Source organism: Streptomyces sp. NPDC001787 (assembly GCF_040297465.1).
Classification (GTDB): domain Bacteria; phylum Actinomycetota; class Actinomycetes; order Streptomycetales; family Streptomycetaceae; genus Streptomyces.
In genome coordinates this window covers 150,993-177,966 of the sequence record NZ_JBEOZE010000019.1, presented here as the reverse complement: position 1 = coordinate 177,966, position 26,974 = coordinate 150,993, and the positions used below count along the sequence as shown (strand labels likewise).

The window sequence follows — 26,974 nt, the reverse complement described above, 5'->3', positions numbered from 1 at the left end:
CATCAGCAACAACAACTTCGCCGACCAGGAAACCGGCAACACCTTCATCCCCGCGGAAGCCACCCACGTCAAAGTCCCCCCACACGCATGCAGCTTCCTTCCGCCCGATGTCGCGGAGGCCAAGAAGGCGTCTCCCAAGCGGGCCTTCAACGACCCCATGGCGCGTGAGTGGACCGAGGCGCTCTTCGACCAGCACCGGGCGTTCTATCCGGACGTCACCTACAGCCTCGACTGGGCGAGCGACGAGGTCAACGCCTACGCCTGGGTGGAGAACGGTGTCCGTCACGTCGATGTCAAGGGGGGCCTCGTCCGCGACGCCGACCTGGAACTCGAAGGCATCAGCGTGGTCATCGCCCACGAACTGGCCCACCACTACGGGGGCCCGCCGACCGGTGGCAGCGGCCTGTCGTGCGAGGGCCAGGCGGACTACCACGGCGTGAGGAACGTCATGCGCCGGGTGTGGTTCGGCGACTCGTACACCAACACCGTGGGCCCGGGGATCGCCCAGATGGCCGCCTTCTTCGGCGTCCCCGACAGCCCCACCGCGCCCGGAGGCTCCGCAGGGTGTTCCCACCCCGCGGGAGCGTGCCGGATCGCCACCTATCACGCGGCGGTCGACCTCACCGGAAAGCCCGGCTGCGCGAAGTAGCCGGCCGGGCCGGCCATCAGGCCCGGCCGGCCCGCTCCACGCGGTGCGGGCGCGCGACCGGCGCTCCGCACCGCACCGGCGCCAGCGGTACCCCGGCCGCTGGCGCCCGGCACACGACCACCCCATCCCCCTGAGCGCAGGAGAGAACGGCGAGCATGACCGCTTCACAGGTCCAAGACGACATGACAGCACAGCACGAAGGCACGGACGAGCTCGCGAGGAGACTCGGCTTCCCCAAGGACAGACTGACGCCACGGACGCTCGCCCGGATCTCCGAGGACCCGCTGTTCCTCCATCACCTCGAACTCTGCAAGACCGAACCGGAGTTGCTGAACATCCTGCTCGGTCCCGACACCGACTCCCACGCCGGCACCCCGGACTTCGGCACCACCGAACTGCTGGCACGGGCCGGGGCCGCGGTGACACGCTGGGCGGCCTCGGGTTTCAAGAAGGTGCCCGACGTGGACTACCTGCGACGGCTGGACGCCTGCCGGGGCTGCGAACACCTCACGCTGCCCACGCGGAACGCGCTGTACCGCCTGACGGGCTCGGCGGACAGGAAGACCGTGTGCGGGCTGTGCGGCTGTGACGTGAACCGGAAGGCGCGCCTGGCCACCGAGAAGTGCCCGGACGGCAGATGGGACACGGCGGAATGACCGCCCAGCAGGTGACACTGCCGGTACGCGTCAGCGACAACGGGGTGCGCAGTTTCATCCCCCCGACCTTCTGCTTCGAGCTCCACGACCGGACCGGCACACTCGTGTTCACGGTCTCGCGGGTGGTGTGGACCGAGCGGAGCACCGAGGACTTCGACGCCGTCGCGCTGCTCAGGGCCGGTCGCCTGCTGGCCGCGGGCGGCCACATCGAATCCTACGACGCGGGCCCGCAGGCGCGTGAGCCCGGCTTGGTCTTCACGTTCGCCGCCACCGTCGCCGAAACGGACTGACCCCCCGGACGAGCCCCGCCCCGCCCCGGCCTGGTCCGGCGGCGCGGGGCGGGACCGGCCGCCGGCGGGGGCTAGCCCGCCGACTCGCCCGCGTGCGGGCTCAGCACACCGGCCGCCACCAGGGCGAACAGGAGGATGCCGAGGAGTACGCGGTAGATGACGAAGGGCATGAAGCTCTTGGTCGTGATGAACTTCATGAACCAGGAGATGACGGCGTACCCGACACCGAAGGCGATCAGGGTGGCGAAGATCGTCGGTCCCCAGGACACATGGCCCTCGCCCGCGTCCTTCAGTTCGAAGACGCCCGAGGCCAGTACGGCGGGGATCGCCAGCAGGAACGAGTACCGCGCCGCCGCCTCACGGGTGTAGCCCATCAGCAGACCACCGCTGATCGTGGCGCCGGAGCGGGAGACGCCGGGGATCAGCGCCAGGGCCTGGCAGAAACCGAAGATCAGGCCGTCCCTGACCCCCAGCTCCTTGAGGGACTTGCGCTCCTTCACCGCGCGGTGCTTGCCGCCCGCCTCGTCGCGGGCGGCGAGCCGGTCCGCGACACCGAGGACGATGCCCATCACGATGAGGGTCGTCGCGATCAGCCGCAGATCCCGGAACGGGCCCTCGATCTGGTCCTTGAACGTCACGCCGAGCACACCGATCGGGATCGAGCCGACGATGACCAGCCAGCCCATCTGCGCGTCGTGGTCGCTGCGCAGCGAGGCGTTGGTGAGCGAGCGGAACCAGGCGGACAGGATCCGGGCGATGTCCTTGCGGAAGTAGATGAGTACCGCCGCTTCCGTGCCGATCTGGGTGATGGCGGTGAACGCCGCCCCCGGGTCGTGCCAGCCGGCGAACGCCGCGGTCAGCCGCAGATGGGCGCTGGAGGAGATCGGCAGGAACTCGGTCAGTCCCTGAACGAGGCCCAGGACGAATGATTCGAACCAGCTCATGGGGCTTTGGCCATCCCGGAGGTGATCGTGCATCGGCCGGCGGGCACAGGGCCGCCGGCGGCGTGCGGATTGCGGTCAAAGGGAAAGGGACGCGTCAGGGCATCGGCCCCGGGATCCTTTGTGGGTCGCGGGCAGCGTATCGCCTGTGAGTGAACGTTCTGCCGCCTGCCCCTGCCGCCCGCCCCACAGCACCGGTGCCGCCCGCCCCGAGGCACTCGTGCCGCCCGTCTTCGGACCTGCACCGCCGACGCCCGGGTCATTCGCCGCCCAGCCGGTGGCGTCTGCGCCAGGCGACCAGTGCCCCGCCGAGGCCGGACACCACGATGAACCCCATCGCAGCGAGGAACGCGGGCGACGTCGGAGAGGCCGCCTCACTGCCCGCGATGACGTACGCCGCCGTATTGGGTATCGAGCCGAGTCCCGTGGCCAGCAGGAACGGCGGATACCCCATGCGTGAGGTCGCGGCGCAGTAGTTGGCGGCGGCGAAGGGCACCCCGGGGAAGAGCCGCAGAGCCAGCATCGACCGGAAGCCGTGCCGGCTCAGGACCCCGTCGGCGGCCTTGAGCCAGCGCCCGCGCAGCAGTGTGCGCAGCGCGTCCTGGCCCAGCACCCGGCCCAGCATGAACGAGACCCCCGCGCCGAGCACCGTGCCCGCCAGGGCCGCCGCCAGCCCCGCCTGGGTGCCGAACAGGGCGCCCGCGGCGATGTTGAGGAGGGGGCGCGGGACGAACGCCACCGTGCAGGCCCCGTACGCGAGGCCGAACACCATGGCCGCGCCGCCACCGGTCAGCCGAGGGGGCCACCCCGAGGCCAGCAGCCGATGCGGTTCGAACAGCAGCATCGTCGACGCGGCGGCCAGCAGCACCACCACGAGCAGGGAGAACCGGGACCAGGGCGAGAGCAGCGCCTTCGAACAACGCATGGCGAGACCACCGGTGGGCCGGGCCGCGGGGACGGGGTCGAACATTCGGGGAGAGTAACCGAAACGGGTGTGTGATCGCCGTAACGCGCAGCTGGCGGGCATCTCGCGCAGCGGTCCCCCCGGGATGCGCGGGACAGCTTCCGGGCACCGAAAACCATTCGACGAGGCCGCGCCGCCGGGCCATCATCGGGGCATGTTCCGGTACGCCTTCCTCGCAGCGTCGTCCGCGGTCGCGGACGCGCCGAAGGCTGCCGTGAGCGCTGTCGCGATCACCGGCGCAGCCGCCGTCCCCGCCGCGCTCTCCTGCGCGGCGGCACCCATCGGCGGCATCCGAAGCTGACCCTCCCCCGACAGTCCGGCGGACCCCGCAAGGGGAGGGTCGGCGGGACCTGGGGTCTTCTGCACTCAGCTTCGATTCTCCGAAGGAACGAGCCATGTCCAAGACGGCGTACGTACGGACCAAGCCGCACCTCAACATCGGCACCATGGGCCATGTCGACCACGGCAAGACGACGCTCACCGCCGCCATCACCAAGGTGCTCAGCGAGCGCGGCGGCGGCAGTACCTCCTATGTGTCGTTCGACCGGATCGACCGGGCGCCCGAGGAGGCCCAGCGCGGCATCACCATCAACATCGCGCACGTCGAGTACGAGACCGACACCCGGCACTACGCGCATGTCGACATGCCCGGCCACGCCGACTACATCAAGAACATGGTCACCGGTGCGGCGCAGCTCGACGGGGCGATCCTCGTCGTCTCCGCGCTCGACGGGATCATGCCGCAGACCGCCGAGCACGTTCTGCTCGCCCGTCAGGTCGGGGTCGACCACATCGTCGTTGCCCTCAACAAGGCCGACGCGGGCGACCCGGAGCTGGCCGACCTGGTCGAGCTGGAGGTCCGCGAGCTGCTCTCCGCGCACGGCTACGGCGGCGACACCGTGCCCGTGGTGCGGGTCTCCGGCCTCAAGGCGCTGGAGGGCGACCCCCGGTGGACCGCCGCGATCGAGGGGCTGCTGGACGCCGTCGACACGTACGTACCGATGCCGGTGCGGTACACCGACGCGCCGTTCCTGCTGCCCGTGGAGAACGTCCTGACCATCACCGGCCGGGGCACGGTCGTCACCGGCGCCGTGGAGCGCGGCACCGTACGCGTCGGCGACCGGGTGGCCGTGCTCGGCGCGGACATCGACACGGTCGTCACCGGCCTGGAGACCTTCGGCAAGCCGATGGAGTCCGCCGAGGCCGGCGACAACGTGGCGTTGCTGCTGCGCGGAGTGGAGCGCGACCGGGTCCGACGCGGCCATGTCGTGGCGGCGCCGGGCAGCCTGACCCCGAGCCGCCGGTTCACCGCGCAGGTGTACGTCCTGTCGGCGCGGGAGGGCGGCCGGACCACCGCGGTCGGCACCGGCTACCGGCCGCAGTTCTACATCCGTACGGCGGACGTCGTCGGGGACGTGGACCTCGGCGAGGCGGCGGTCGCGCGCCCCGGCGAGACGGTCACCATGACCGTCGAGCTGGGCCGTGACATCCCGCTGGAGGCCGGCCTCGGCTTCGCGATCCGCGAGGGCGGCCGGACCGTCGGCGCCGGAACGGTCACCGGACTGCTCTGACGGCCCCGGACTCCTGGACCCGCCCCCGCGGTTCGCGGGAGGCGGGTCCACGGGGGACCGCGGCGGGTCCGCGCGGTGCGGAGCAGCGCGGACCACGCCGCACAATGGGGGAGTGAACGAGCCGATACCCGTCATCCGCGACGTCGACCGCGGCACCGCCCGCCTGCTGCCCGATGTGGACCGCGAGCGGGCCTGGCTGCTGACGGTCGACGACGCGCCCCAGTCCTACGTCGACCTCGACGACCCGACGTACCTCGAATTCGAGTACGTCCGAAGGCTCGCCCACGCCGTCGACTGCGCCGCCGCACCCGGCACCCCGCTCGACGTGGTGCACCTGGGCGGCGGCGCCCTCACCCTGCCCCGCTACGTCGCGGCGACCCGGCCCGGCTCACGGCAGCAGGTGGCCGAGGCGGACCGCGCACTGCTGGACCTGGTCGGGGAGCACCTTCCGGTGCCGGAGGGCAGCGGCATCACGGTCCACGGCACCGATGCCCGGGAGTGGCTGGAGCGGGCCGCGCCGGGCTCGGCCGATGTCCTGGTCGCGGATGTGTTCGGCGGCTCCCGGGTCCCCGCCCGTCTGACCTCCGTCGAGTACGCGAGGGCCGCCGGACGGGTCCTGCGCGCGGACGGGCTCTACGCCGCCAACCTGGCCGACGGCGCTCCGTTCGGCTTCCTGCGTTCGCAGCTCGCCAACTTCGCCACGGTCTTCGCCGAGCTGGCGCTGATCGCCGAACCGGCCGTGCTGCGCGGCCGGAGGTTCGGCAACGTCGTGCTCATCGCCTCGCAGACGCCGATCGACACGTCGGTGCTCACCCGCCGCTGCGCCGCCGACGCCTTCCCGGCCAGGGTCGAGTACGGCGATGCCCTCGCGCGGCTCATCGGCGCGGCGGAGCCGGTCGCGGACGAGGACGCGGTCGCCTCACCCGTACCGCCGGACGGGGCGTTCAGCATCGGCTGAGGGCGCGTGCCGGGTCCGTGCGGGAAAGGCGGACGCCGCCGCGACCGGTGAGCCCCGCGGGAGCGGCCCGTGATGATCGCGGCGGCGTCCGCCGTTCGCGTGCTGCCCGCCGCCCGGTGGCCGCGTTATGACCGGCTCAGGGCGTGGTCTCCGCGAGCCGCACCGTGCTGAGGATCTGCTGGATCGTGGTGTCGGGGAGTTCGTCCTTGACCGCCGCGTTGGCGTACAGCACCCAGGTCGAGTACTCGCTCTTGGCGTTCTTGAAGGTGAAGGCGATCGACTTGCCGTCGGTGTCGCACTTCTCCTTCTTGGACACCCCGGACGCGGTGGCCGTCACGACGCTTCCGGACAGGCCCGACTTCGTGGTGAACGGCTTGGGCTTGCCGACCTTGACGGTGCCCTTGGGCTCGGTCTGGGCGTAGGCGGCCCACACCCAGTTGCCCGCCTCGTTCGTGGCGGCCTCGTCGGTGCTCTTGGCACCCTGGGCGCCCTTGGTCCCTACACCGGCCAGACCGGTGTCCTCCTTGGTGCCGTCCTTGTCGGAGTCGTCGACGCACCACTTGCTCTTGTAGTAGGCGGGTGCGGAGAAACCGACAGCGGGCGGCCCCTCGGGCTTCTTGGCGTTCTCGAAGCCCGCGAACACCCCGGTGCCCGCGACCTCCCAGTCACCCGGGACGTCGAACTGGGTCCCCCACTTGGGGTTGGTGACGACCTTCCAGCCCGGGATCAGAGGCTTGGCCTCCCCACCGGCGCCCCGCGGGTTCTCCACGGGTGCGGAGGGGGAACCGGACACCTCGGCGCTGGGCGAGGACGACTTCTTGTCGTCCGCGACCGTCGTGCCCTTGTCGTCGTCCTTGTTCATCACGACGACGCCGGTGACCACGGCCGCCACGACGACCGCTGCCGCCGCGACGACGGCGACGACGGTCGTCTTCTTCTTGTCGTCGGGCCGCGGCCCCCCGGGCGGCCCCGGAACGGCGTGAGCCGTCACGGTCGGCTGCTGGTAGGGGTTGGGCTGCGGGTAACCCGGCTGCCCGCCGGGCTGCCCCTGTGGGTAACCCGGCCCGCCCTGCTGCTGATATCCCGGCTGCTGATAGGGATTCGGCTGCTGGTACCCCGGCTGCTGGTACGGGTTCTGATTCTGGTCCTGCGGGTTCTGCTCGCCCCCGGGCGGCTGCTGTCCTGGCCACATGGCCAGTAACCATAGAGGGGCGGCGCCCCCACTGCCACGGCCGCCCCTGCGGGGGGATGGCCAAACGGTGCTACCCGTGAGTAACATTCGGGCCATGAGCGCTGAACAGATGACCGTCGGCGAGATGCTCGTCGCGACGGTTCCGATGGCCCGGACCCTCAACCTCGAATTCCTGGAGACGACCGCCGAACGCGCCATCGTGCGGATGCCGGACCAGGCGGAATACCACAACCACGTCGGCGGCCCGCACGCCGGAGCGATGTTCACGCTCGCCGAATCGGCCAGCGGCGCGATCGTCATAGCCGCGTTCGGCGACCAGATGACCCGCGCCGTGCCGCTCGCGGTGAAGGCGGAGATCGGCTACCGGAAACTGGCGATGGGAGAGGTCACCGCCACCGCGACGCTCGGCCGCCCCATCGCCGAGGTGGTCGCCGAACTGGACGAGGGCAAGCGGCCCGAGTTCCCCGTGGGCATCGAGATCCAGCGCGCCGACGGCGCGGTGACGGGCGAGATGACCGTGGTCTGGACGCTGCGCCCGAACAGCTGACGGTCACTCGGGCAGAAGGCGGCGAAAGGGCCGCCGTGCTCCCGGCGGGGGAGGCGCGGCGGCCCTTCGCGCTGCCGCGGACCGGTAGGCTTCCCGCCTGCGCCGCGGCACCCGCGGCCGACAACCCGTACGGGAGGCACCGGCGTTGCACGTCCAGGAGTGGCTGGAGACGGTTCCCGCGATCAGCGTCTACCTCCTCGTGGGGGTCGTGATCGGACTGGAGAGCCTGGGCATTCCGCTGCCCGGCGAGATCATCCTCGTCAGCTCGGCGCTGCTCGCCTCCCAGCACGGTGAGATCGACCCGGTGGTGCTCGGCGCCTGTGCGTCGGCCGGTGCGATCATCGGGGACTCGATCGGCTACGCCATCGGCCGCAGGGGCGGCCGGCCGCTGCTCGCCCGGCTCGGACGGAGGTTCCCCAAGCACTTCGGTGAGGCGCAGATCGCCATGGCGGAGCGCTCGTTCGAGAAGTGGGGCATGTGGGCCGTGTTCTTCGGCCGCTTCGTCGCCCTGCTGCGGATCTTCGCCGGGCCGCTGGCCGGAGTCCTGCGGATGCCGTACTGGAAGTTCCTGACCGCCAACGTGCTCGGCGGCATCGTCTGGGCGGGCGGCACCACGGCCGTCATCTACTCGGTGGGAGTCGTCGCCGAGGCGTGGCTCAAGCGCTTCTCATGGCTGGGCCTGGTGGTCGCCGTGCTCTTCGGGCTGGCGTCGATGCTGGTACTGAGGAACCGGGCGAAGAAGGCGGCGGCGCAGTCCGGCGGGCACCCGGGGGCCGAACCGGTGGCCGTCCCGGCCGCGGACTGACCCGCGGCGCGGAACTGCGGAACCGGGGACGGGCCGACGGCGCGGAACGGTGGACCGGACCCGCGGCGCGGAACCGGGGAAAGGTCCGCGCCGGCCGCCGGGAAGCCGTCCTCAGCCCTCGTGGGCGGCGCGGTGCGCCTTGGCCAGCTCCACATAGCCGGCCGCGTTGAACCTGATGCCTTCGAGCTCCTCCTCGGTCAGCGCCCGCTTCACCTTGGCGGGCACTCCCGCGACGAGCGAACCCGGCGGTACGCGCATTCCCTGCGGGACCAGCGCCTGCGCGGCGATCAGTGAACCGGCGCCGATGTGCGCCCCGTTGAGCACCGTCGCACCCATGCCGACCAGCACGTCGTCCTCGATCGTGCAGCCGTGCAGCACCGCGTTGTGACCGACGGAGACGCGCGCCCCCACCGTGAGCGGGAAGCCGGGGTCGGTGTGCACGCTGCAGTTGTCCTGGATGTTGCTGTCCGGTCCGAGCGTGATCGGGCCGCAGTCGGCGCGCAGCACGGCCTGGTACCAGACGCTGGAACCCGGGGCCAGTGCCACCTCGCCGATCACCACGGAGGTCGGTGCCACGAAGGCCTCCGCGTCGATGTCCGGCTCCTTGCCGCCCATGCCCGTGATCAACGCCTGTTCTGCCATGGCCTGCTCCTCCGTGCTCCGGTGTGGTGCGCTCATGCCATGGAAACGGTAGGTGAGGGTGCTCCGCCAGCCCTCTGGGTGGGGTGAACATCACAGGTCACCGCACGGATGGGCCGGTGCGCCGCCGACTACCGTGAGCCCGTGCCGAACAACCGGAACGTGTTCTCGTCCTTCGCCCGCTGGCGCCGCCGCGCCGCCTCCCGCGCCGTCCACCGCGGCTGGGCCTGGGTGCGGGAGTCCGGCGCGGTCACCGCCCAGCACCCCGGGAGGCTGCGGTTCGGGCGGATCGGCACGGGGACCAGGCTCGCGTTCCCGCAGGGCACGGTGTTCGGTGAGCCGTGGATCGTGCTCGGCGAGCACTGCGTCATCGGTGAGCAGGTGACACTCACGGCCGGGATGATGCCGGGCCTGGATCTGGGACCCGACCCGATACTGACCCTCGGCGACGGAGTGGTGCTCGGCCGCGGGAGCCATGTCATCGCCGATACGACGGTGACGATCGGCCCGGACACGTACTGCGGTCCGTATGTCTACATCACCTCGACCAACCACAGCTACGACGACCCGCACGAGCCCGTCGGCAAGCAGTGGCCGCGGATGGAGCCGGTCGAGATCGGCCCCGGCTGCTGGATAGGCACGGGCGCGGTGGTCCTGCCCGGCGCCAGGCTCGGCCGCAATGTGGTGGTGGCGGCGGGCGCGGTCGTCCGGGGCGAGGTCCCCGACCACGCGGTGGTGGCGGGGGCGCCGGCGCGTGTCGTACGCAGCTGGGATCCGGACCGGGGCTGGCAGCCGCCCCTGCGTACACCGGCTCCCGTGCCGATCCCGGCGGGCGTCACCTCCGAGCAGTTGCTGGCGCTGGCCCGGCTGGAGGAGTCGCCGGGCACCGGGTAGCGGGGCGGGAACCCGGTGTACGCGGGCGGTCCACGGACACGGGCGGTCCGACGGCCCTGCTCGTTCGCCGCCACGGAGGCCGGGGCCGCTCGGACCGTGGGCCCGGCGGCTGAAGCCGGGCGGCGGCAGTGCCGGGCCGACCAGGGGCCGTCCCCCGTCCCGCCCGCACGCCGAGCAGTCCACACGCCGAGCGGTCCGTACACCGAGCCGTCCGTACTCCGGGACGGCCCGGGGGACAGGCACCGGGCGCTGTTAGCGTGAGGCCATGCGCGCCCCCATCGGCACCTTCGAGGATGCCTCCCCCGCTTCGGAACGGCTCGATCTGCTGGCCGGACCCGTCGCCGAGGCACTGACCAAGGGGTGGGGGGAGGCCGGAGCCGAGCGGATCATCCATGTCGACACGGACCCGGCGATCGCCGACACCGCCGTCTTCGCGGAGCACCACGGCGCGGAACTGCTCGATGTCTCCGCCAACTGCGTCGTCGTCGCGGGCAAGCGCGGCGGCGAGGTCACCCTCGCCGCGTGCGTGGTGCTCTCCCGGACCCGGGTCGATGTGAACGGCGCGGTACGCCGCCATCTCGGCGCGCGCAAGGCGTCGTTCGCCCCGATGGACGTGGCGGTCGGCGGGAGCGGGATGGAGTACGGCGGCATCACACCGATCGGGCTGCCCGCCTCCTGGCCGCTGCTGCTCGACCCCGCGGTCGCCGACGAGGAATGGGTACTGATCGGCAGCGGCACACGGCGCGGCAAGCTGATCGTCCCCGGCAGGACCCTCGCGGCCCTGCCCGGTGCCGTCCTGGTGGAGGGCCTCGGAGTCTGAGCCGCGGGTCCGCTCCGGTGCCCCGGGCGAAGACACCGGAGCCTCAGCCCCGGACCTGCCGGTGGGCGGCGAGCCAGCCGGTGGCGAAGTCCACGGCCGGGGTGAGGCGCACGAGGCGGCAGGGCGCCGATCCCACCCGGCCCGTGCGCACGGTCCCCTCGCCGGCCGCACCGGCGAAGGCCGCCCCCAGGCCCCCGAAGTCGCTGTCGTCCAGGTCGACGTCCTCGTACTCCCACCACTGCCGCAGGCCCCCGCGGGTCACCACACAGCGGTAGCGGCGGCGGGGCGGATCGGGGCGCCGGTACTCGCCCAGGTGGAAGGCGGTGCAGGTGTCGAAGCCGGTGCCCAGCATCAGGATGCGGGCATCGGCCTCGTACAGCCGGGCCAGCGGCGAGTCCTCCCCGAGATGGCAGTCGGCGCGGTGCCCCGCGAGCAGCTCGCCCGCCGCCGGGCCGATCGCCGCGAACGAGGTCTGCGGATGCCCACTGCGCCCGGCCCCCGGCGTGGTCCGTACGGTCTCGGCGAGGCGGCCCATGGACGGTGCCGCCGAGGTGTCCCGGTCGAAGGGCGGCATCGACGCGCGCACCGCCTCCCGGGCCTCGGCGCTCAGTCCGTCCACGCGCTCGCGGTAGTGCGGGGAGGTGTCGGAATTCTCCGGGGTGAAGGCGGGAACCACCAGTGTCCCCCCCGGCCCCAGGACGCGGCGCAGGGCGTCCACCATGGCCCGCGCGCCCCCGTCGACCGGTCCCACCGCCCGCAGCGAGGCGTGCACGATCAGGACGTCGCCCGGCCGTACGCCGAGTGCGGCCAGGTGGGCGGCGGCCAGATCACCGCCGAGAGGAACGCTCACGGTGGGCATTCTTCCCGTCCCGGGGCGGGTGTCATGCCACCCCGGGGACGGCTCAGGAGCCGGGAGCCAGCCTCGGAATCTCGATGGCGGGGCACCTGTCCATGACCATGTCGAGCCCGGCCGCCCGCGTGCGCTCGTACGCCTGCTCGTCCAGCACCCCCAGCTGGAACCACACCGCCTTCGCGCCCACCGCGACCGCCTCGTCCGCGACCCCGCCCGCCAGCCCGCTGTTGACGAAGACATCCACCACATCCACCGGGAACGGGATCTCCGCCAGCGAGGCGTACCCCTGTTCACCGTGTACCGGCAGCGCCCGGGGATGCACGGGCACGACCCGCTTGCCGAAGCGCTGGAGCACCTCGGCGACGCCGTAGGCCGCCCGCGACCGGTTGTCGGACAGGCCCACCACCGCCCAGGTGTCGCCCGCGTGCTGAAGAATCCGCCGGATCGTCGCTTCGTCTGCGTACATGCCCGGACAACGGACGAGCCCCGCGCGCCATTCCCGCCCGGACGCACCCGTACACCGGCGCATAGGGTGGCCGGATGCAGGAGCAGTACCGGACAGTCGCCCGCGCGGGCGTGCACGAGACCGAGATCAACCGATCGCGCTTCCTCTGCGCGCTCGCCCCCGCCGCCACCGAACAGGAGGCGCAGGAGTTCGTCGCGCGTGTCCGCAGGGAACACCCCACCGCCACGCACAACTGCTTCGCGTACGTGATCGGCGCCGACGCCTCCGTACAGAAGGCGAGCGACGACGGCGAGCCCGGCGGCACCGCGGGTGTCCCCATGCTCCAGATGCTGCTGCGCCGCGAGGTGCGCTACGTCGTCGCGGTCGTCACCCGCTACTACGGCGGTGTGAAACTCGGCGCCGGCGGTCTGATCCGGGCGTACGGGGGAGTGGTCGGCGAAGCCCTCGACGAACTCGGCACCCTCACCCGGCAGCGGTTCCGGCTCGCGACGGTCACCGTCGACCACCAGCGGGCGGGCAAGCTGGAGAACGATCTGCGCGCCACCGGCCGGAACGTGCGCGAGGTGCGGTACGCGGAGGCCGTCACCATCGAGATCGGACTCCCGGACTCCGACGTCCCGGCGTTCACGGCCTGGCTGGCCGACGCGACCGCCGGATCGGCGACGCTGGAGCTGGGCGGCGAGGCGTACGGCGATGCCTGACACCGCGCCGTGCCCGGGGAAAACCGTGATCGATGCGGGTTCCGGGGCGCACCGGCGTTAGCGTGGTCGGTGCTGACAGCGTGATCACGGGCCGGACCGGCCCGGATCCGGTGCGGGGCCGGCCCGGCCCATGGGGTGGAGGACGAGAAACATGCAGGTCGGAGCCGGCGGAGTGATGTCTTGAGGATTCTGCACACCTCGGACTGGCACCTGGGACGGTCCTTCCACCGTGTCCCGCTGCTCGACGCGCAGGCCGCCTTCCTCGATCACCTGGTGGCGACCGTGCGGGAGCGGGACGTCGATGTGGTGCTGGTCGCCGGCGATGTCTACGACCGTGCCGTGCCCCCGCTGGCCGCCGTCGAACTCTTCGACAGCGCGCTGCACCGGCTCGCCGACGCGGGCGTCCCGACCGTCATGATCTCCGGCAACCACGACTCGGCCCGTCGGCTCGGCGTCGGCGCGGGCCTCTTCGGGCGGGCGGGCATCCATCTGCGTACCGACCCCGAGGGCTGCGCCACCCCCGTCGTGCTGTCCGACCACCACGGCGACGTGGCGTTCTACGGCCTGCCCTATCTGGAACCCGCCCTCGTCAAGGACACCCTGGGAGCCGCGAGGGCCGGCCACGAGGCCGTCCTCGGCGCCGCCATGGACCAGGTCCGCGCGGACCTCTCCGCCCGGTCCGGTGCCACCGGGAGCGGTGCCACCCGGTCCGTGGTCCTCGCGCACGCCTTCGTCGCGGGCGGGCGCCCCAGCGACAGCGAGCGCGACATCACCGTCGGCGGGGTCGCCGCCGTCCCGGCCGGAGTCTTCGACGGCATCGACTACGTGGCCCTGGGCCACCTGCACGGCAGCCAGACGGTCACCGAGCGCATCCGCTACTCCGGTTCTCCCCTCGCGTACTCCTTCTCCGAGGCCGACCACCGCAAGACCATGTGGCTGATCGACCTCGACGGCTCGGGCGGCCTCACCGCCGAACGCGTCGACTGCCCGGTCCCGCGGCCCCTCGCCCGGATCCGCGGCCGTCTCGACACCCTGATCGAGGACCCGGCCCTGGAGCGGCACGAGAACTCCTGGGTCGAGGCCACCCTCACCGACCCGGCGCGCCCCGCCGAGCCGATGGTCCGCCTCGCCCGGCGCTTCCCGCACATCCTCGGCCTGGTCCTCGACCCGGACCGCGCACCCGAGGACCCCCACGCCTCCTACGCCCAGCGGCTCAGGGGGCGTGACGACCACCAGATCGCGGAGGACTTCGTGGCCCATGTCCGGGGCGGCACCGGGCCCGACGAGCGGGAGCGCACCGTGCTGCGCGAGGCCTTCGACGACGTACGGGTGGACGACGGCGTGCACGAGGTGTCGCGTTGAGACTGCACCGCCTCACCCTCACCGCCTTCGGCCCCTTCGGCGCCACCCAGGAAGTCGACTTCGACGCGCTCAGCTCGGCCGGACTCTTCCTGCTGCACGGACCCACGGGCGCCGGGAAGACCTCGGTGCTGGACGCCGTCTGCTACGCCCTGTACGGCGCGGTTCCCGGCGCCCGCCAGAGCCCCGGCACCTCCCTGCGCAGCGACCACGCGCCCGCCGGGCTGCCGACCGAGGTCCTGCTGGAGATGACCGTCGGGGGCCGCCGCCTCGAAATCACCCGCAGGCCCGCCCAGCCCCGCCCCAAGAAGAAGGGCGACGGCTTCACGACGGAGAAGGCGCAGAGCTGGCTGCGCGAGTACGACGCCGAGCACGGCTGGCGGGCCCTCAGCCGCTCCCACCAGGAGATCGGCGAGGAGATCACCCAGCTCATCGGCATGAGCCGGGACCAGTTCTGCCAGGTCGTGCTGCTGCCCCAGGGCGACTTCGCCCGCTTCCTGCGCGCCGACGCGGAGGCTCGCGGCAGACTCCTCGGGCGGCTCTTCGACACCCGGCGCTTCGCCGCGGTGGAAGAGCGGCTCGCCGAATTGCGACGCGGCGCCGAGGCCAGGGTGAAGGCGGGGGACGAGAAGATCCTCGCCGTCGCCCAGCGCCTCGCCCAGGCCGCCGGCCCCGCGGCCGACGAGGCCGCACCGCCCGGAGCGCAGCCGGGAGAGCCGGGACTGGCCGAAGAGGTACTGGAGTGGGCCGCCATCGCCCGCAGCACGGCGCGCGAACGGCTCGACATCGCCCGTTCCGTCCTGTCCGCGGTGGAGGGGGAACGGGACGCCGCCCGCCGCGCACTGGACACGGAACGCGAGCTGGCGCGACTGCAGCAGAGGTACGAGGAGACCCTGCGGCGCGCCGCGGCGCTGGAGGAGCGGCGCCCCCGGCGGGACCGCCGGCACGAGCGTCTGGAGCGGGCACGCAAGGCGGACCGGGTCGCACCGGCCCTGGACCTCCGCGACGAGGCCGAACGGGCCTACCGCACGGCGAACGAGGCCCGTGAGCGTTCCCGTGCCCTGCTGCCCGGAAGTCTGCGCGACGCGGGCGCGGAACAGCTCGCCGAACTGGAGCGCCGGTTGCGCCAGGAGCTCGGCGGACTCGATGCCGCCCGCCGCGCCGAACGCCGCAGCGCGGAGATCGACGCCGAACGGAGCCGGCTGGAGCGGCAGTCCCTGGCCGACGACGACCTGATCCAGGAGGCGGCCGGCTGGCTGGCCGGCTGGGACACCGCCCACCGGACCCTGCGGGAGCGGATCGAAACGGCGCAGGAGTCCGCGACCCGCGCCGAACAGGTGGCGGGGCGTCTGGCCCCGGCCCGCAGGAGACTGGACGCCGCACGTCGCCGCGACGCGCTGGCCGTCGAGGCGGCGTCCGCCCGTCACCGGCTGGACGAGGCCCGCGAACGCGCCCTCGCCGCCCATGAGACCTGGCTGGGCCTGCGCGAGAGGCGACTGCGGGACATCGCGGCGGAGCTGGCGGCCGAACTCGTCGACGGTGCGGCCTGCACGGTGTGCGGCTCGGCCGAGCACCCGGCACCGGCCAGCGCGGGCGACGGCCATGTCGACCGGGCGACGGAGGAGGCGGCCCTCGCCGCCCACCGGAAAGCGGAGGAGACGCGAGCCCGTGCGGAGCACGCGCTCGGAGTCGTACGCGAACGGCACACCGCGGCGCGTGCGGAAGCGGCGGAAGGGCCTGATGCCGCCGGAGCCGGGGCCACCGCGGCGGGTACCGGGCCGGGGGCGGGCGATGCCGCTCGTGCCTCGGCCGTGGACCCCGCAGCCGCCGAACTGGAAGCGCTCGTGGAACGGTTGGCGCGCGAGCATGCCGAGGCGCACCGCCTCGCGGCCGGGACGCACGCCGCGCGCGAGGCCCTCGCCGCGGCCGAGCGGGAGCACCTGGGCCGCCTCGACGAGCAACAGCAGGCCGAGCGGAGGGCCGCCGCCCGGACCTCCCAGCGGGAGGCGCTGGACCGTGAGCAGTCCGCGCTGGAAGCGGGACTCGTCATGGCCCGGGGGGAGTCGGACTCCGTCGCCGCGCATGCCGACCTGCTCGCCCGCCGGGTCGCGCTGCTCGCCGAGGCAGCGGAGGCCGTACGCACCGAACAGGACGCGGCCCAACGGCGCAAGGAGGCCGACGACCGGCTCTCCGACGCCGCCTTCCGCGCGGGTTTCGGCACCCCGCAGGAGGCCGCGGAGACCCTGCTCGACGCCGCCGGCCAGCGCGACCTCCAGCAACGGATCGACGCCTGGCAGGCCGAGGCGGCGGCGGTGGCCGACCGGCGCGCCGAACACGACGCGCGCGCCGCCGCCGAGCGCCCGCGGGCGGCGCCGGACCTCGCGCAGGCCGCGTACGACCGGTCCGAGCGTCTGCTGCGCGACACCGCGACCGCGCTCGCCGCCGCGGAGGAGCGCTGCGCCGAACTCGGCCGTCTCTCGCGGCGGGCGGCCGAGGAGGTCCGGGGGCTGGGCCCGGTGCGCCAGGAGTACGAGCGGGTCGCGCGGCTCGCCGGGCTGACCGCGGGCACCGCCGCCGACAACGAGCGCAAGATGCGCCTGGAGGCGTACGTACTCGCCGCCCGCCTCGAACAGGTGGCCGCGGCCGCCACCGCCCGGCTTCGGCGGATGTCCTCGGGCCGTTACACCCTGGTCCACTCCGATGCCCGCGCCGGAGGCCGCCGGTCGGGACTCGGCCTGCATGTCGTCGACGCCTGGACGGGCCGCGAGCGAGATACGGCCACGCTGTCCGGGGGCGAGACGTTCTTCGCCTCGCTCGCCCTGGCACTCGGCCTCGCCGATGTCGTCACAGACGAGGCGGGAGGCGCCGGGCTGGACACGCTCTTCATCGACGAGGGCTTCGGCAGCCTGGACGACCAGACCCTGGACGAGGTGCTCGACGTGCTGGACTCGCTGCGCGAGCGGGACCGCAGCGTCGGCATCGTCAGCCATGTCGCCGATCTGCGCCGCCGGATCCCCGCCCAGCTCGAAGTGGTGAAGGAGCGGAACGGATCAGCGGTGCGCCACCGGGTGACCTGAGGGCCCAGGGGCTGATCGCCCGCCGGGGCAGCGGCCAGGAGCGGACGGCGCCGGTGGTGACGGAGCCGGGGGCACCGCACCGGCGGCTGCCGGGGACTGCGGCTGCTGACCGACGGCGACCGGGCTCATGGCGTACCCCGGACCGGCGTACCGGACCGGAGCGCCATGAGCCCGCGTCGGGGCGTCGACGACTTGTCGGATCGTCAGAGCTTCGACAGCTCGTCCACCAGGTCGTCCAGACCCAGCGAACCCTGCGACAGCGCGGCCATGTGCCAGGCCTTGAGGTCGAACGCGTCGCCGTGCGCCTTGCGGGCGTTCTCCCGGCCGAGCAGCCAGGCGCGCTCGCCCAGCTTGTAGCCGATGGCCTGGCCCGGCATCGACAGATAGCGGGTCAGCTCGCTCGCCACGAAGTCGGCCGGACGGCCGCTGTGGTTGCCGAAGAACTCCTCGGCCAGATCGGGTGTCCAGCGCTCACCCGGGTGGAAGGGCGAGTCCGCCGGGATCTCCAGCTCCAGGTGCATGCCGATGTCCACGATCACCCGGCAGGCCCGCATCATCTGGGCGTCCAGATAGCCGAGCCGCCGCTCCGCGTCGGGCAGGAAACCCAGCTCGTCCATCAGGCGCTCCGCGTACAGCGCCCATCCCTCGGCGTTCGCGCTGACCTGCCCCACCGACGCCTGGTAGCGGGACAGGCTGTCGGCGACATGAGTCCACTGGGCGATCTGCAGGTGATGGCCGGGAACACCCTCGTGGTACCAGGTGGAGACCAGGTCGTACACCGGGAAGCGAGTCTCACCCATGGTCGGCAGCCAGGTGCGGCCGGGGCGCGAGAAGTCCTCGGAGGGACCGGTGTAGTACGGCGCGGCCGCGCCTCCAGACGGGGCGATCCGGGACTCCACCTTCCGTACCCGCTCGGCGAGTTCGAAGTGGGTGCCGTCGAGTGCCTCGATCGCCTCGTCCATCAGGCTCTGCAGCCAGTCCCGGACCTCCTCGACGCCCTCGATGTGCTTGCCGTGCACATCGAGGTGGGCGAGTGCCTCCCAGGGACCCGCGCCGGGCAGGATCTTGCCGGCCTCCGTCTTCATCTCGGCGAGCAGCCGGTGGTATTCGGCCCAGCCGTACGCGTACGCCTCGTCGAGATCCAGATCGGTGCCGTTGAACTGGCGGGACCAGCGGGCATAGCGCTCCCTGCCCACGGTGTCGGGCGCACCCTCGATCGCGGGGGCGTAGACCTCGCTCATCCACTCCCGCAGTGCCACGACCGCTTCCGTCGCCTGCCGGGCGGCGTCGTCCAGGTCCGCACGCAGCGCGGCCGGACCGGGAGCGGCGAAGTCCTCGAAGAACGACGGGCCGTCGATTCCGCTCCACTCCGCCAGCTGCTCGATGAAGGTGGCGGTCGGGCGCGGCCCGCCGTAGAGCTTGCGCTCCAGGCCGAGGGCCAGCGAGGCCCGGTACCCCTCCAGCGCCGCGGGAACCGCGCGCAGACGGTCCACCACCGCTGCCCAGTCCTCGTCGGTCTCGGTCGGGGTGACCGTGAACACCTCACGGATGCTGTGGGCGGGCGAATGGATGTTGGAGACGGCCCGCAGCCCCTCCTCGGCCTCATGGACGGCGAGTTCGGCCGTCAGGCGTTCACGCAGCAGCCGTCCGCAGCGGCGTTCCGCGTCGCTGTCGGCGCCGGGCACCCGCTCCGCGGCATCGAGTTCGGCCAGGGTGGCGCGGGCGAGGGCGGCGAGGGCGGCCTGACCGGCCGGTGAGAAATCGGGCAGGCGGCGCGAGCTTTCCGGCACACCCAGATAGGTTCCCGTGATCGGGTCGAGTTCGATGAATGCGTCGACGTAGGCGTCGGCGACCTGGCGTGGCAGAGCGCGGCTCGATGTGTCTGACATGCGGACATCCTCGTACGGCGCGGCCCTCCGCGTCACCATCATTCGGGCTCGGGCGTCCGGAACCGCTTTTTTTGCGGCCGTCAGGAGTCGCCGCCCGGCTTCCCTCCGCCCGGCTTCCCCACCGCCGGTGGCAGCAGCGGACCGCACTCCCACTGCTGGAAGATCAGCCGGGTCTCCACCCGGGCCACCTCACGGCGCGAGGTGAAATCGTCCAGCACGAGCCGTTGCAGATCCGCCGTGCCGGCGACCGCGACATGGACGAGATAGTCGTCGGGGCCGGTGAGGTGGAACAGCGCACGGGTCTCCGGCAGCGCCCTGATCCGCTCGACGAACGGGCCGATGAGTTCGCGGCGGTGCGGCCGGACCTGCACCAGGAGCAGGGCTTCCAGGCCACGGCCGAGCATGGCGGGGTCGAGCCGCAGCTGATGGCCGAGAATCACACCCGAGCGGCGCAGCCGGGTCACCCGGTCCAGACAGGTGGAGGGTGCCACACCCACTTCGGCGGCGAGTTCGCGGTACGTGGTCCGTGCATCGTTCTGCAGCAGTCGCAGAATGTGCAGATCCACCGGATCCAGAGCGACAGATTCGGCCATCTGGCGAACGTAGCACGGGCTTTTGCCCCTGCCTTCCGGCAGGTGTTCAGGGTGGGCCCATGGACAACGAAGTCTCGATGACGCCCCCGGCCCCAACCCGGTCCAGGGCGCTGGCCACCGAAGCCGTGCACGCCGGACGCGACGATCTCGCCTCACTCGGACTGCACGCCCCACCGCTCGACCTGTCCACCACCTATCCCTCGTACGACTCCCGGGGCGAGGCCGAACGGATCGACGCGTTCGCCACGACCGGCGCCCGGCCGGACGGTCCGCCGGTCTACGCCCGGCTGGACAACCCGACCACCGCTCGTTTCGAGACGGCACTGGCCCAGCTGGAGGGGACCGACAGCGCTGTCGCGTTCGCCAGCGGAATGGCGGCGCTGACGGCCGTCCTGCTGGCGCGCGCGAGCATGGGGCTGCGGCATGTGGTGGCCGTCCGCCCCCTCTACGGGTGCAGCGACCATCTGCTGGGCGCGGGACTGCTGGGCACCGAGGTGACCTGGACCGATCCGGCGGGCATCGCCGACGCGATCCGGCCCGACACCGGCCTGGTGATGGTCGAGACACCGGCCAACCCCACCCTCGCGGAGGTCGACATCCGGGCCGTCGCCCACTCCTGCGGGTCCGTGCCGCTGCTCGTCGACAACACCTTCGCCACTCCCGTGCTCCAGCGGCCGGCCGAGCACGGTGCCCGGATCGTCCTGCACAGCGCGACCAAGTACCTGGGCGGGCACGGGGATGTGATGGGCGGAGTCGTGGCCTGCGACGAGGAGTTCGCGGCCCGGCTGCGCCAGGTGCGGTTCGCCACGGGCGGCGTGCTGCATCCGCTGGCCGGCTACCTGCTGCTGCGCGGGCTCTCCACGCTGCCGGTGCGTGTCCGGGCGGCGTCGGCGAGCGCGGCCGAGCTGTCCCGCCGCCTCACCGCCGACCCACGGATCTCACGGGTGCACTACCCGGCGCTGGGCGGGGCGATGGTCTCGTTCGAGGTGTACGGGGATCCGCACCGCGTGATCGCGGGGGTACGGCTCATCACGCCCGCCGTCAGCCTGGGCAGTGTGGACTCGCTGATCCAGCATCCGGCCTCCATCAGCCACCGCATTGTGGATGAGGGAGACCGCCAGGCGTCCGGTGTGGGGGACCGGCTGCTGCGCATGTCGGTCGGCCTGGAGGACGTCGAGGATCTGTGGGCGGATCTGTGCCAGGCGCTCAGCGACGGACCTGTCCGCCCCGCGGACCGGGACCGTTCGGCCGGCCGGGAACTGCCGTCGGAGCTGTCGGATCCGTCGGAGTCGCCGGAGCAGTCGCCGCTGTCGGAGCGGCGGCGCCGGGAACAGCCGGAGCGGACCCCAGCCGGGCGGTGATGACCAGGGTGCCTTCCTCGATCTGGTAGTCGAGGGGCAGCCCGAGCCCGCGCATGGCCGCGACCATGCCGGTGTTGCGGGACTGCGTCACCGCGTACACGCTCTCGCAGCCCGCCTCCACGGCGAGTGCCACCAGGCGGCCGAGCAGTTCCGATCCGATGCCCCGTCGCTGCCAGTCGTCCTCGACGAGGAGTGCGACCTCGGTCTCGTCGCCGTCCCAGAGGAGATGGCCGAGCGCCACCAGGCGGCCGGAGGCCGTCCGCACGGCGAGCGTGCGGCCGAAGCGCGGGCTCAGCAGGTGGTCCAGGTACCGGTCCGCGTCACGGACCGGACCGTGGTAGCGCAGGCCGAGCGTGCGCTCGGAGCAGCGGTCGTGCATGGCGCGGGCGGCGGCGAGGTCGCCGCGGTCCGCGCGGCGCACGGTGATCTCGTTGCCCTCGGGAAGGGTGAGCACGGCCCTGTTGCGCGGGACCCGGGGGCCGAGCCGGGCGTCGAGCTCGACCAGTGCGCGGGCGCGGGCGAACTCGGTCGGTGTGAACGGCAGATACGGACGTTCGACGGCGATCACCCCGCCGGACGGGTCGCGCAGCCGCATCACGGTCTCTTCCAGCACGCCCTCCACGGGCGCGCTCTCACCGGTAGGGCGTCCGGCCACCGATACCGCGGGCAGCGAGTGGATGGTGCACCGGCCGAGCAGCCGGCGCAGTGCCAGGGGGAGTTCCGCCGCGTCGAGTGCGGTACGGGTGGCCAGCCCGAGGACGCTCGTCGGGGTGTCGACCAGATCGTGGGCGTCCGCCCGTTCGATCCAGGTGGAGCTGCCGCCGGCCGCCGAGATCTCCCGGGTCAGCTCCTGGGCCTGGAGCGTCGCGGGCGCGCGGAGGAGGAACTCGTCGACGGTGCCCTGCGCCAGCGGGTGGGTCTGCAGGGTGAGGATGTCGACACGGAACCGGGCGAGTGCGGTGCACAGCGCGGCGAGGGTGCCCGGACTGTCCCGTACGGTCGTCCGCATCCGCCACAGCACCGTCTCCCCGCCGGACCGCGCCGGTTCCTCCCCGCCGGCCGGGACGGGGCCCGCGGCCGAGCTCCTGGCCGGGGCCGTGGCGGAGTCCGTGGAGGAGCCCGCCGCCCCGCTGCCGGGGCCCGGCGGCGGGGCGTGGCTGTGACGCCGTGCCCACCATGTGTGGAAGGCGGCCGTGGCCACCAGCGCCACGGCCGAGGCGATCAGGAGATAGGGCCCGTCCGGCTGGTGGCCGATCAGATTGGCGATCGCGTCGGCAACGGCGACGGCCGTGAACAGGGCGGCCAGTTCGATCAGGTCCCGCCGCCAGTGGTGCGGACGGCGGGCACTCTTCGCAGATGTCACATCGGTCATGACCTCACTGTGACCGAGCGGTGTTGCCTGATCACGAACGTCTTGTGACTGATGGGTTAAGTGTGGATCTGGTCGCCTATCGTCGCTTTTCGGTCAGATTCCGCGACCTGATTCCGGCTACTGTCCGACCCCGTCGCAGGGCTGTCCTCGCTCGGAACGGGCACGGGCCGGGGCTCCGCCCCGCAGACGGCGAGCAGGCGGCCCGCCTGCCGCACGAGTTGCGAGGAACCCTTGCGCCCGGCGACGGCGGCGAGCCCGTCGATCGGCGCGAGCCCTGCTGCACCGCCGCGTTCCGCGCAGTCCGCGGTCACGGCGAGCATCTCGCCGAGCCCGTAGGGAGACTTGGGGTACGCCAGCAGCGGGGGCAGCAACTCCACCAGCACGGAAAGCACCGTCCGGTACGCGCCGGTGGCGGCGGCCGTCCGCGCCGAGTCCGTGAGCCGGCTGAGCTTCACCAGGTCGTGGTCGACGAGGATCGAGAGCTCGCGGCCGAGCAGGGGCGCGTCCAGACGTCCCTGTGCGGCGAGAACCAGCAGGGTGTCCACCGCCGACAGCCGGTCCTCGGCGTGCCGGGCACCCAGCCCGTAGCCCAGCGCCAGATGTATCGCTCCGCCGGCCGGTCCGCCGGCTTCGGCGAGGGAGGGCAGCCACCGGGCCGCGCCTCGCGCACCCTCGTCCGCGCCGTGCATCAGATCGGGCATCAGCCAGGCGGCCATGGTCTCCCCGTCCTCGGGCAGCGTGGCGAGCCAGTGCTCCGAGCCCCCGCCCTCCCAGTGGTAGCACTGACGCGCCTCGGGGAGATGCGGTCGCCCCAGCCAGTGGAAGGAGCGCGGGAACTCCCGCTTGATCACCGGACGCTCCTTGGTGGCGAGGAGGACCCGCCGCGTTCCGGCGGCCGAACGCTGCCACCAGTTGCCCGAGGACGGCGGGCCGTCGGGCGGGCGGTGTCCCAGCACCCTGGCGACCGGTTCGTCGGCACGTATCCAGGCGGCCAGCCGGTCACCCTCCGGGGTACCGAGCAGCGCGGCTGCCTCCGCCGCCTCCAGCTCCCCGGTACGGCGCACGCGCAGCAGTGCCTGGGCGAAGTCGGCAGGGCCCGGTACGGCGTCGAGGCGCTGGTAGGCGCGCAGCCGCGCGACCAGTTCCCGTGCGTCCAGCGACCCGGTGTGCCAGGTCGGCGTCGCGAGCAGGAACGGGATCCGTCCGCTGCGCACCGCGGCGGCGGCCTCCCACATCCGGGCGAACAGCACCCCGTCCAGCGCGGCATGGGTGCAGGTGCCCGATCCGGTCCAGCGCGCGTTTCCGTCCCGCACGGTGGCCGGGGACACCAGTCCGAGCACGGAGGCCGCGATCAGGTCCAGTCCGCGGGGGTTCCTCGCGAATCTCCTGTCGGTCTCCTCCTGCGAGGTGCCGCTGAGGAACCAGTGTCCGGACAGTGCCTCACGGAGCGCGGCGGCGAGTGCCGCACGGTCCGTCCGGGCGTGCCGGATCACCCCGTCCAGCGCCCGCTCGAAGGCCGTGGTCTCCCGCGAACCGGACCTCGTCAGAGCCGCCACCTCCTCGACGAGCTCGGCGACACTCTCCGGTGCCGGTTCGAGCCGGCAGAGGGCGGGTGCGGGCGGCAGCCGCTCCTCGTAGGAACCGCCGCCGGAGGCCTCGTCCGGCAGCTCGCCGAACAGCTCGACGGCCGCGGACCGGTGCATCGGACCCAGCTGTCCCGCGGCGAGGGCGAGCTCCTCGCGGAGCGCGCCGTCCGCGGCGGGGAGGTGCCGGGCGATCAGCTTCATTGCCCGTTCCTGGATGCCGGTGTCCTCGTGGCCGAGGGCTTCCGCGATGACCGGCAGCAGTTCGCCGGCTGTCGAGGGGTCTCTGCGCAACACCTTCCCGAGAAACACCAGTTGCCCGCGTACGAGCTTCTTCTCACTGCGGAAGAGCACCGAGCCCGAGACCTCCGCGAGGTCCCGCGGGGTGAGCCGGCCGAGTCCTTCCAGCCGTACGAGCACCTCCTGGGCGTGGCCCGCCACGGTCGAGATGCCGTCCGCGGCCATCCCCATCCAGTCGGCGATCCGCTCCGTCTCCTCCTGTTCGGTCAGGGCGAGCCGGCGGAGCATCGCCAGGAAGCAGCGCTGGTCGCCCGGCTTTCCGCCGCGCAGCAGCCGCGTCACGCACCCGCCGACCAGCATCCCGCGGTCCAGCAGGCCTTCCTCCGCCAGCGCGGTGAGCGCGGCCGGCCAGTGTCTGAGGGAGTCGGGCTCCTCGAACCAGCCGACCTGCGGCGGGAGGACCTGCAGTTCGAAGAGCCGCGGCGCGAGAACGGTCAGATGCGCTTCGGCGCGCAGGATGTCCAGCAACGACGTGGGTGAGTCCCTGCGCCACCGGGCGGAGCCGACCTGCTCCGTCCAGCCCACCACCAGGCTGTCCGAGACAGGAAGCGGGCACCGGGCGATCCGTACCAGCTCGGAGATGAACCAGTACTCGGAGCCCGATGTGGACGACCGCGCGGCCAGCCGGTGGGCCAGGTTGGCGAGCCAGGCGGGATCACGGTCCGCGAGTGCTTCCAGGACGAGCGGGTACGGCGTTCGCACCCAGTCGCGCAGAGCACGGCCGCTCATCCACGCGGCGCAGCCGGCCGCCCCCGTGTGGCAGCCCGCCCCGGCCACCAGCAGGGCCTTCTGGATCTTGTCGCGCTTCTGCCACTCCCAGCTCAGCGCCTCCTTGCGCAGCGCCTTCAGCTCGGTCAGGGCCGCCCTGCGGCCGGCGGGGTCCAGTTTCAGCACGAGCGCGGGAACGTCCTGCTTGCGGCCTTCCCGTACCGCGGTGAGCAGATCGTTCATCGCGCACCGCCGGAGACCGTCGCACCGCGGCGGACCATCCGGACGGCCAGCGCGTGTTTGCACGGGCCCCGGCGTCCCCGGTAGTCCGCCCACCACTGGCAGGTGCAGCTCAGCACCCCTTCGTGCTCCCGCACCCGGTACCTTCGCTCGCCCGAGGCGACGGAAGCCAGGTCACCGTCCAGGGTCACCGCGCCCGAACCGGCGAGCCGCCGGGCGTCGACGAGCCGCGGATTGTGCCGCTCGGCCCGGTCCGCGTCGTAGGGCAGCTCGCGGTGGAAGTACGCGGCGTCCGCCAGGTCGTAACCCACCCGGCCCGCGGTTCCCAGCCGGGTGAGCGCGGCCCGTACCCGTTCGACCGTCAGTCCCGACTGCTCGGCGAGGTCGGCCGGCTCGATCCGGGGCTCCCAGGCCAGCAGCACGGAGACCAGCTCGGCGTCGGCCGCGGCGTCATCGGTGGCCAGCGCTTCGAGGACCCCGCCCTCACCGGAGAACCCGCGCGAGGCATCGGGCGACAGGGTCAGCGTGAGACGCATCCCCGGCAGGACGACCTCCCAGGCGCTCGCCGCGGCCGCGCCGTCGGCCACGGGCCCGTACACCCGCAGGGCCGTCGCGTGGCGCAGCACCCGCTGAAGAGCAACGAGCCGCTCGGGGCCCGGCAGACACACCGCACCCGGCACCGGCCGGGTCGTCGGCCGCAGACCGCTCCCCGTGGCGATTACCCACCGCGCGCCGCGTGAGGCGTTTCCCGAGGAGCGGGGCAGGGAGCGGAGGAATCTGACGGCCTCGGCAGCGGGCAGCTCGGCCCGCAGGTCGAAGTCGGCCGAAGCCACCTGCGCCTCGGCGAAGCCGCGCAGCCACCGGTCCGGCAGCGGAACCTTCTTCTCCACCACCGGCCCGTCCAGCGTGGTGACCGTCATCTCCTCGGGGCCTACCCGCAGATGCAGCGGGTCGTCCGCCGTTATCCGCGAAAGAGCCTCCCGCAAAGGGTTGTTGACATCGACATTCGTCGTGCCGTGACCCGTCCGTTCCCCTTCCAGTCCCTCCTGCAGCACATCCAGTCGCGCGTACACCCCGCAGCATCCGGAGAACGACTCGAAGCGCAGCCGGTCCCCGTTCCCCGTCACGACCGGGTCGAGCGAAGCGGCGGCCGAACGCTGGTAGTAACGGGCGGAGGCCACATCGGCCACGGCCAGCAGACCTCGCGCGGCGATGCGCGGCGAGGAGAGGAAACCGGCGAAGAACCGGGGATGGGCCTCGGCCCCGCGCGGGGTGATACCGCCCGAGGTCTCCAGCCCCAACAGGGCTCCGGTGGGCGAGGACTCCAGGGTGGAGTGGCGTGCGTAGGCCAGGGCCTGAACGGATCGGGTCATGGGAAAACCGTAGAGGCCACCACTGACAACGGGCCTCGGCCGGCTCCGCTCCGTACCGGTCAACAGCGCCTGTTCGCCGCCCTGTCGGACCCGGCTGGAGGACCTTGCCGAACAGGACGGAGCCGCCCCGCGCCCGGACCGTCCTGCGCCCGGACCGTCCTGCGTCCGGAGCC

General features: G+C 72.7%; 24 protein-coding genes and 1 pseudogene. 14 read left to right on the top strand and 11 right to left on the bottom strand.

From position 1 onward, the window contains the following. The 3 genes from ABT170_RS25080 to ABT170_RS25070 all read left to right on the top strand — a co-directional run. On the top strand, nt 1–649 hold a 649-nt coding region (locus ABT170_RS25080; protein WP_351870931.1), incomplete at its 5' end, for a M48 family metalloprotease. Between the two features lie 155 nt (nt 650–804). Beyond that, nucleotides 805–1,305, top strand: coding sequence for a hypothetical protein (locus tag ABT170_RS25075; RefSeq protein WP_329943040.1), 501 nt, complete (start codon nt 805–807; stop codon nt 1,303–1,305). Next, entirely contained in the window at nt 1,302–1,595 is a 294-nt protein-coding gene (locus ABT170_RS25070) for a hypothetical protein (RefSeq protein WP_329943041.1), read from the top strand. The genes ABT170_RS25075 and ABT170_RS25070 overlap by 4 nt, the downstream gene beginning before the upstream one ends. A gap of 71 nt (nt 1,596–1,666) precedes the next feature. On the opposite strand, the gene ABT170_RS25065 is transcribed toward ABT170_RS25070, so the two are convergent. Together ABT170_RS25065 and ABT170_RS25060 are read right to left on the bottom strand one after the other, a co-directional pair. Then, nucleotides 1,667–2,539: an undecaprenyl-diphosphate phosphatase gene (locus tag ABT170_RS25065; RefSeq protein WP_266929024.1), complete on the bottom strand. Its 873-nt coding sequence runs from the start codon at nt 2,537–2,539 to the stop codon at nt 1,667–1,669. A gap of 256 nt (nt 2,540–2,795) precedes the next feature. After that, nucleotides 2,796–3,506 (bottom strand): TVP38/TMEM64 family protein, encoded by a 711-nt coding sequence (locus ABT170_RS25060; protein WP_329943042.1) that lies wholly within the window; start codon nt 3,504–3,506, stop codon nt 2,796–2,798. A 148-nt stretch (nt 3,507–3,654) separates the two neighbouring features. Between ABT170_RS25060 and ABT170_RS25055 the strand changes: the two genes are divergently transcribed. The 3 genes from ABT170_RS25055 to ABT170_RS25045 all read left to right on the top strand — a co-directional run bounded on the left by ABT170_RS25055 (nt 3,655) and on the right by ABT170_RS25045 (nt 6,029). Beyond that, nucleotides 3,655–3,801, top strand: coding sequence for a hypothetical protein (locus ABT170_RS25055; protein ID WP_329943043.1), 147 nt, complete (start codon nt 3,655–3,657; stop codon nt 3,799–3,801). A gap of 94 nt (nt 3,802–3,895) precedes the next feature. Beyond that, complete coding sequence (gene tuf / locus ABT170_RS25050) at nt 3,896–5,071, top strand: elongation factor Tu (RefSeq protein ID WP_351870926.1); 1,176 nt, start codon at nt 3,896–3,898, stop codon at nt 5,069–5,071. A 112-nt stretch (nt 5,072–5,183) separates the two neighbouring features. Then, entirely contained in the window at nt 5,184–6,029 is an 846-nt protein-coding gene (locus tag ABT170_RS25045; RefSeq protein ID WP_351870923.1) for a spermidine synthase, read from the top strand. Between the two features lie 136 nt (nt 6,030–6,165). On the opposite strand, the gene ABT170_RS25040 is transcribed toward ABT170_RS25045, so the two are convergent. Then, entirely contained in the window at nt 6,166–7,221 is a 1,056-nt protein-coding gene (locus ABT170_RS25040; RefSeq protein ID WP_329943046.1) for a DUF8017 domain-containing protein, read from the bottom strand. Nucleotides 7,222–7,330: 109 nt separating this feature from the next. Between ABT170_RS25040 and ABT170_RS25035 the strand changes: the two genes are divergently transcribed. Further along, a complete protein-coding gene (locus tag ABT170_RS25035) occupies nt 7,331–7,768 on the top strand; it encodes a DUF4442 domain-containing protein (protein WP_329943182.1) in 438 nt (145 codons plus the stop codon). A gap of 145 nt (nt 7,769–7,913) precedes the next feature. Continuing rightward, on the top strand, nt 7,914–8,573 hold the full coding sequence (locus ABT170_RS25030; RefSeq protein ID WP_329943047.1) for a DedA family protein: 660 nt from the start codon (nt 7,914–7,916) through the stop codon (nt 8,571–8,573). Between the two features lie 111 nt (nt 8,574–8,684). On the opposite strand, the gene ABT170_RS25025 is transcribed toward ABT170_RS25030, so the two are convergent. Continuing rightward, nucleotides 8,685–9,215: a gamma carbonic anhydrase family protein gene (locus tag ABT170_RS25025; protein WP_329943183.1), complete on the bottom strand. Its 531-nt coding sequence runs from the start codon at nt 9,213–9,215 to the stop codon at nt 8,685–8,687. Between the two features lie 141 nt (nt 9,216–9,356). Between ABT170_RS25025 and ABT170_RS25020 the strand changes: the two genes are divergently transcribed. After that, nucleotides 9,357–10,106 carry an acyltransferase gene (locus tag ABT170_RS25020; RefSeq protein ID WP_351870919.1) on the top strand — a complete coding sequence of 250 codons (750 nt, stop codon included), beginning with the start codon at nt 9,357–9,359 and terminating at the stop codon, nt 10,104–10,106. Between the two features lie 265 nt (nt 10,107–10,371). After that, nucleotides 10,372–10,926 (top strand): YbaK/EbsC family protein, encoded by a 555-nt coding sequence (locus tag ABT170_RS25015; protein ID WP_329943049.1) that lies wholly within the window; start codon nt 10,372–10,374, stop codon nt 10,924–10,926. A gap of 43 nt (nt 10,927–10,969) precedes the next feature. Here the strand turns inward: ABT170_RS25015 and ABT170_RS25010 are convergent, their stop codons facing one another. Together ABT170_RS25010 and ABT170_RS25005 are read right to left on the bottom strand one after the other, a co-directional pair. Next, on the bottom strand, nt 10,970–11,785 hold the full coding sequence (locus tag ABT170_RS25010; RefSeq protein ID WP_351870916.1) for an AAC(3) family N-acetyltransferase: 816 nt from the start codon (nt 11,783–11,785) through the stop codon (nt 10,970–10,972). A 43-nt stretch (nt 11,786–11,828) separates the two neighbouring features. Further along, the gene (locus tag ABT170_RS25005) at nt 11,829–12,245 is read right to left on the bottom strand and encodes a CoA-binding protein (RefSeq protein ID WP_329943051.1); all 417 of its coding nucleotides are present in this window, start codon (nt 12,243–12,245) and stop codon (nt 11,829–11,831) included. 74 nt (nt 12,246–12,319) lie between these two features. Between ABT170_RS25005 and ABT170_RS25000 the strand changes: the two genes are divergently transcribed. The 3 genes from ABT170_RS25000 (at nt 12,320) to ABT170_RS24990 (ending at nt 17,382) form a co-directional block, all read left to right on the top strand. Continuing rightward, on the top strand, nt 12,320–12,946 hold the full coding sequence (locus tag ABT170_RS25000) for a YigZ family protein (RefSeq protein ID WP_329943052.1): 627 nt from the start codon (nt 12,320–12,322) through the stop codon (nt 12,944–12,946). 180 nt (nt 12,947–13,126) lie between these two features. Then, nucleotides 13,127–14,308, top strand: a complete 1,182-nt coding sequence (locus ABT170_RS24995; RefSeq protein ID WP_351870913.1) for an exonuclease SbcCD subunit D — start codon at nt 13,127–13,129, stop codon at nt 14,306–14,308. Beyond that, entirely contained in the window at nt 14,305–17,382 is a 3,078-nt protein-coding gene (locus ABT170_RS24990; RefSeq protein ID WP_351870911.1) for an AAA family ATPase, read from the top strand. Before ABT170_RS24995 ends, ABT170_RS24990 begins: the two co-directional genes overlap by 4 nt. Before the next feature lie 203 nt (nt 17,383–17,585). Here ABT170_RS24990 and ABT170_RS24985 read toward each other — a convergent pair whose 3' ends face one another. Together ABT170_RS24985 and ABT170_RS24980 are read right to left on the bottom strand one after the other, a co-directional pair. Continuing rightward, entirely contained in the window at nt 17,586–19,271 is a 1,686-nt protein-coding gene (locus tag ABT170_RS24985; RefSeq protein WP_351870908.1) for a DUF885 domain-containing protein, read from the bottom strand. A gap of 80 nt (nt 19,272–19,351) precedes the next feature. Continuing rightward, nucleotides 19,352–19,864, bottom strand: a complete 513-nt coding sequence (locus tag ABT170_RS24980; protein ID WP_351870905.1) for an Lrp/AsnC family transcriptional regulator — start codon at nt 19,862–19,864, stop codon at nt 19,352–19,354. A gap of 59 nt (nt 19,865–19,923) precedes the next feature. Here ABT170_RS24980 and ABT170_RS24975 point away from each other — a divergent pair, with 59 nt between their 5' ends. Next, nucleotides 19,924–21,225: a trans-sulfuration enzyme family protein gene (locus ABT170_RS24975; protein WP_329943057.1), complete on the top strand. Its 1,302-nt coding sequence runs from the start codon at nt 19,924–19,926 to the stop codon at nt 21,223–21,225. Here ABT170_RS24975 and ABT170_RS24970 read toward each other — a convergent pair. From ABT170_RS24970 to ABT170_RS24960, 3 genes and pseudogenes are all read right to left on the bottom strand, one after another. Next, nucleotides 21,146–22,597, bottom strand: a pseudogene (locus ABT170_RS24970) (GNAT family N-acetyltransferase); the annotation flags it as partial. The gene ABT170_RS24975 and the pseudogene ABT170_RS24970 overlap by 80 nt on opposite strands. Before the next feature lie 56 nt (nt 22,598–22,653). Further along, nucleotides 22,654–25,431 (bottom strand): DUF6493 family protein, encoded by a 2,778-nt coding sequence (locus tag ABT170_RS24965; RefSeq protein ID WP_351870901.1) that lies wholly within the window; start codon nt 25,429–25,431, stop codon nt 22,654–22,656. Continuing rightward, nucleotides 25,428–26,801 (bottom strand): SWIM zinc finger family protein, encoded by a 1,374-nt coding sequence (locus ABT170_RS24960; protein ID WP_351870898.1) that lies wholly within the window; start codon nt 26,799–26,801, stop codon nt 25,428–25,430. The genes ABT170_RS24965 and ABT170_RS24960 overlap by 4 nt, the downstream gene beginning before the upstream one ends. Between the last annotated feature and the right edge of the window lie 173 nt (nt 26,802–26,974).

Bases quoted from the DNA above. Each gene is read 5' to 3' on its own strand.
- ABT170_RS25015 (WP_329943049.1), top strand. From the start codon at position 10,372: ATGCGCGCCCCCATCGGCACCTTCGAGGATGCCTCCCCCGCTTCGGAA.
- ABT170_RS25035 (WP_329943182.1), top strand. From the start codon at position 7,331: ATGACCGTCGGCGAGATGCTCGTCGCGACGGTTCCGATGGCCCGGACC.
- ABT170_RS24960 (WP_351870898.1), bottom strand. From the start codon at position 26,801: ATGACCCGATCCGTTCAGGCCCTGGCCTACGCACGCCACTCCACCCTG.
- ABT170_RS25000 (WP_329943052.1), top strand. From the start codon at position 12,320: ATGCAGGAGCAGTACCGGACAGTCGCCCGCGCGGGCGTGCACGAGACC.
- ABT170_RS25025 (WP_329943183.1), bottom strand. From the start codon at position 9,215: ATGGCAGAACAGGCGTTGATCACGGGCATGGGCGGCAAGGAGCCGGAC.
- ABT170_RS25010 (WP_351870916.1), bottom strand. From the start codon at position 11,785: ATGCCCACCGTGAGCGTTCCTCTCGGCGGTGATCTGGCCGCCGCCCAC.
- ABT170_RS25005 (WP_329943051.1), bottom strand. From the start codon at position 12,245: ATGTACGCAGACGAAGCGACGATCCGGCGGATTCTTCAGCACGCGGGC.
- ABT170_RS24985 (WP_351870908.1), bottom strand. From the start codon at position 19,271: ATGTCAGACACATCGAGCCGCGCTCTGCCACGCCAGGTCGCCGACGCC.
- ABT170_RS25070 (WP_329943041.1), top strand. From the start codon at position 1,302: ATGACCGCCCAGCAGGTGACACTGCCGGTACGCGTCAGCGACAACGGG.
- ABT170_RS24975 (WP_329943057.1), top strand. From the start codon at position 19,924: ATGGACAACGAAGTCTCGATGACGCCCCCGGCCCCAACCCGGTCCAGG.
- ABT170_RS25065 (WP_266929024.1), bottom strand. From the start codon at position 2,539: ATGAGCTGGTTCGAATCATTCGTCCTGGGCCTCGTTCAGGGACTGACC.
- ABT170_RS25040 (WP_329943046.1), bottom strand. From the start codon at position 7,221: ATGTGGCCAGGACAGCAGCCGCCCGGGGGCGAGCAGAACCCGCAGGAC.
- ABT170_RS25075 (WP_329943040.1), top strand. From the start codon at position 805: ATGACCGCTTCACAGGTCCAAGACGACATGACAGCACAGCACGAAGGC.
- ABT170_RS25060 (WP_329943042.1), bottom strand. From the start codon at position 3,506: ATGTTCGACCCCGTCCCCGCGGCCCGGCCCACCGGTGGTCTCGCCATG.
- ABT170_RS24965 (WP_351870901.1), bottom strand. From the start codon at position 25,431: ATGAACGATCTGCTCACCGCGGTACGGGAAGGCCGCAAGCAGGACGTT.
- ABT170_RS24980 (WP_351870905.1), bottom strand. From the start codon at position 19,864: ATGGCCGAATCTGTCGCTCTGGATCCGGTGGATCTGCACATTCTGCGA.
- ABT170_RS25055 (WP_329943043.1), top strand. From the start codon at position 3,655: ATGTTCCGGTACGCCTTCCTCGCAGCGTCGTCCGCGGTCGCGGACGCG.
- tuf (WP_351870926.1), top strand. From the start codon at position 3,896: ATGTCCAAGACGGCGTACGTACGGACCAAGCCGCACCTCAACATCGGC.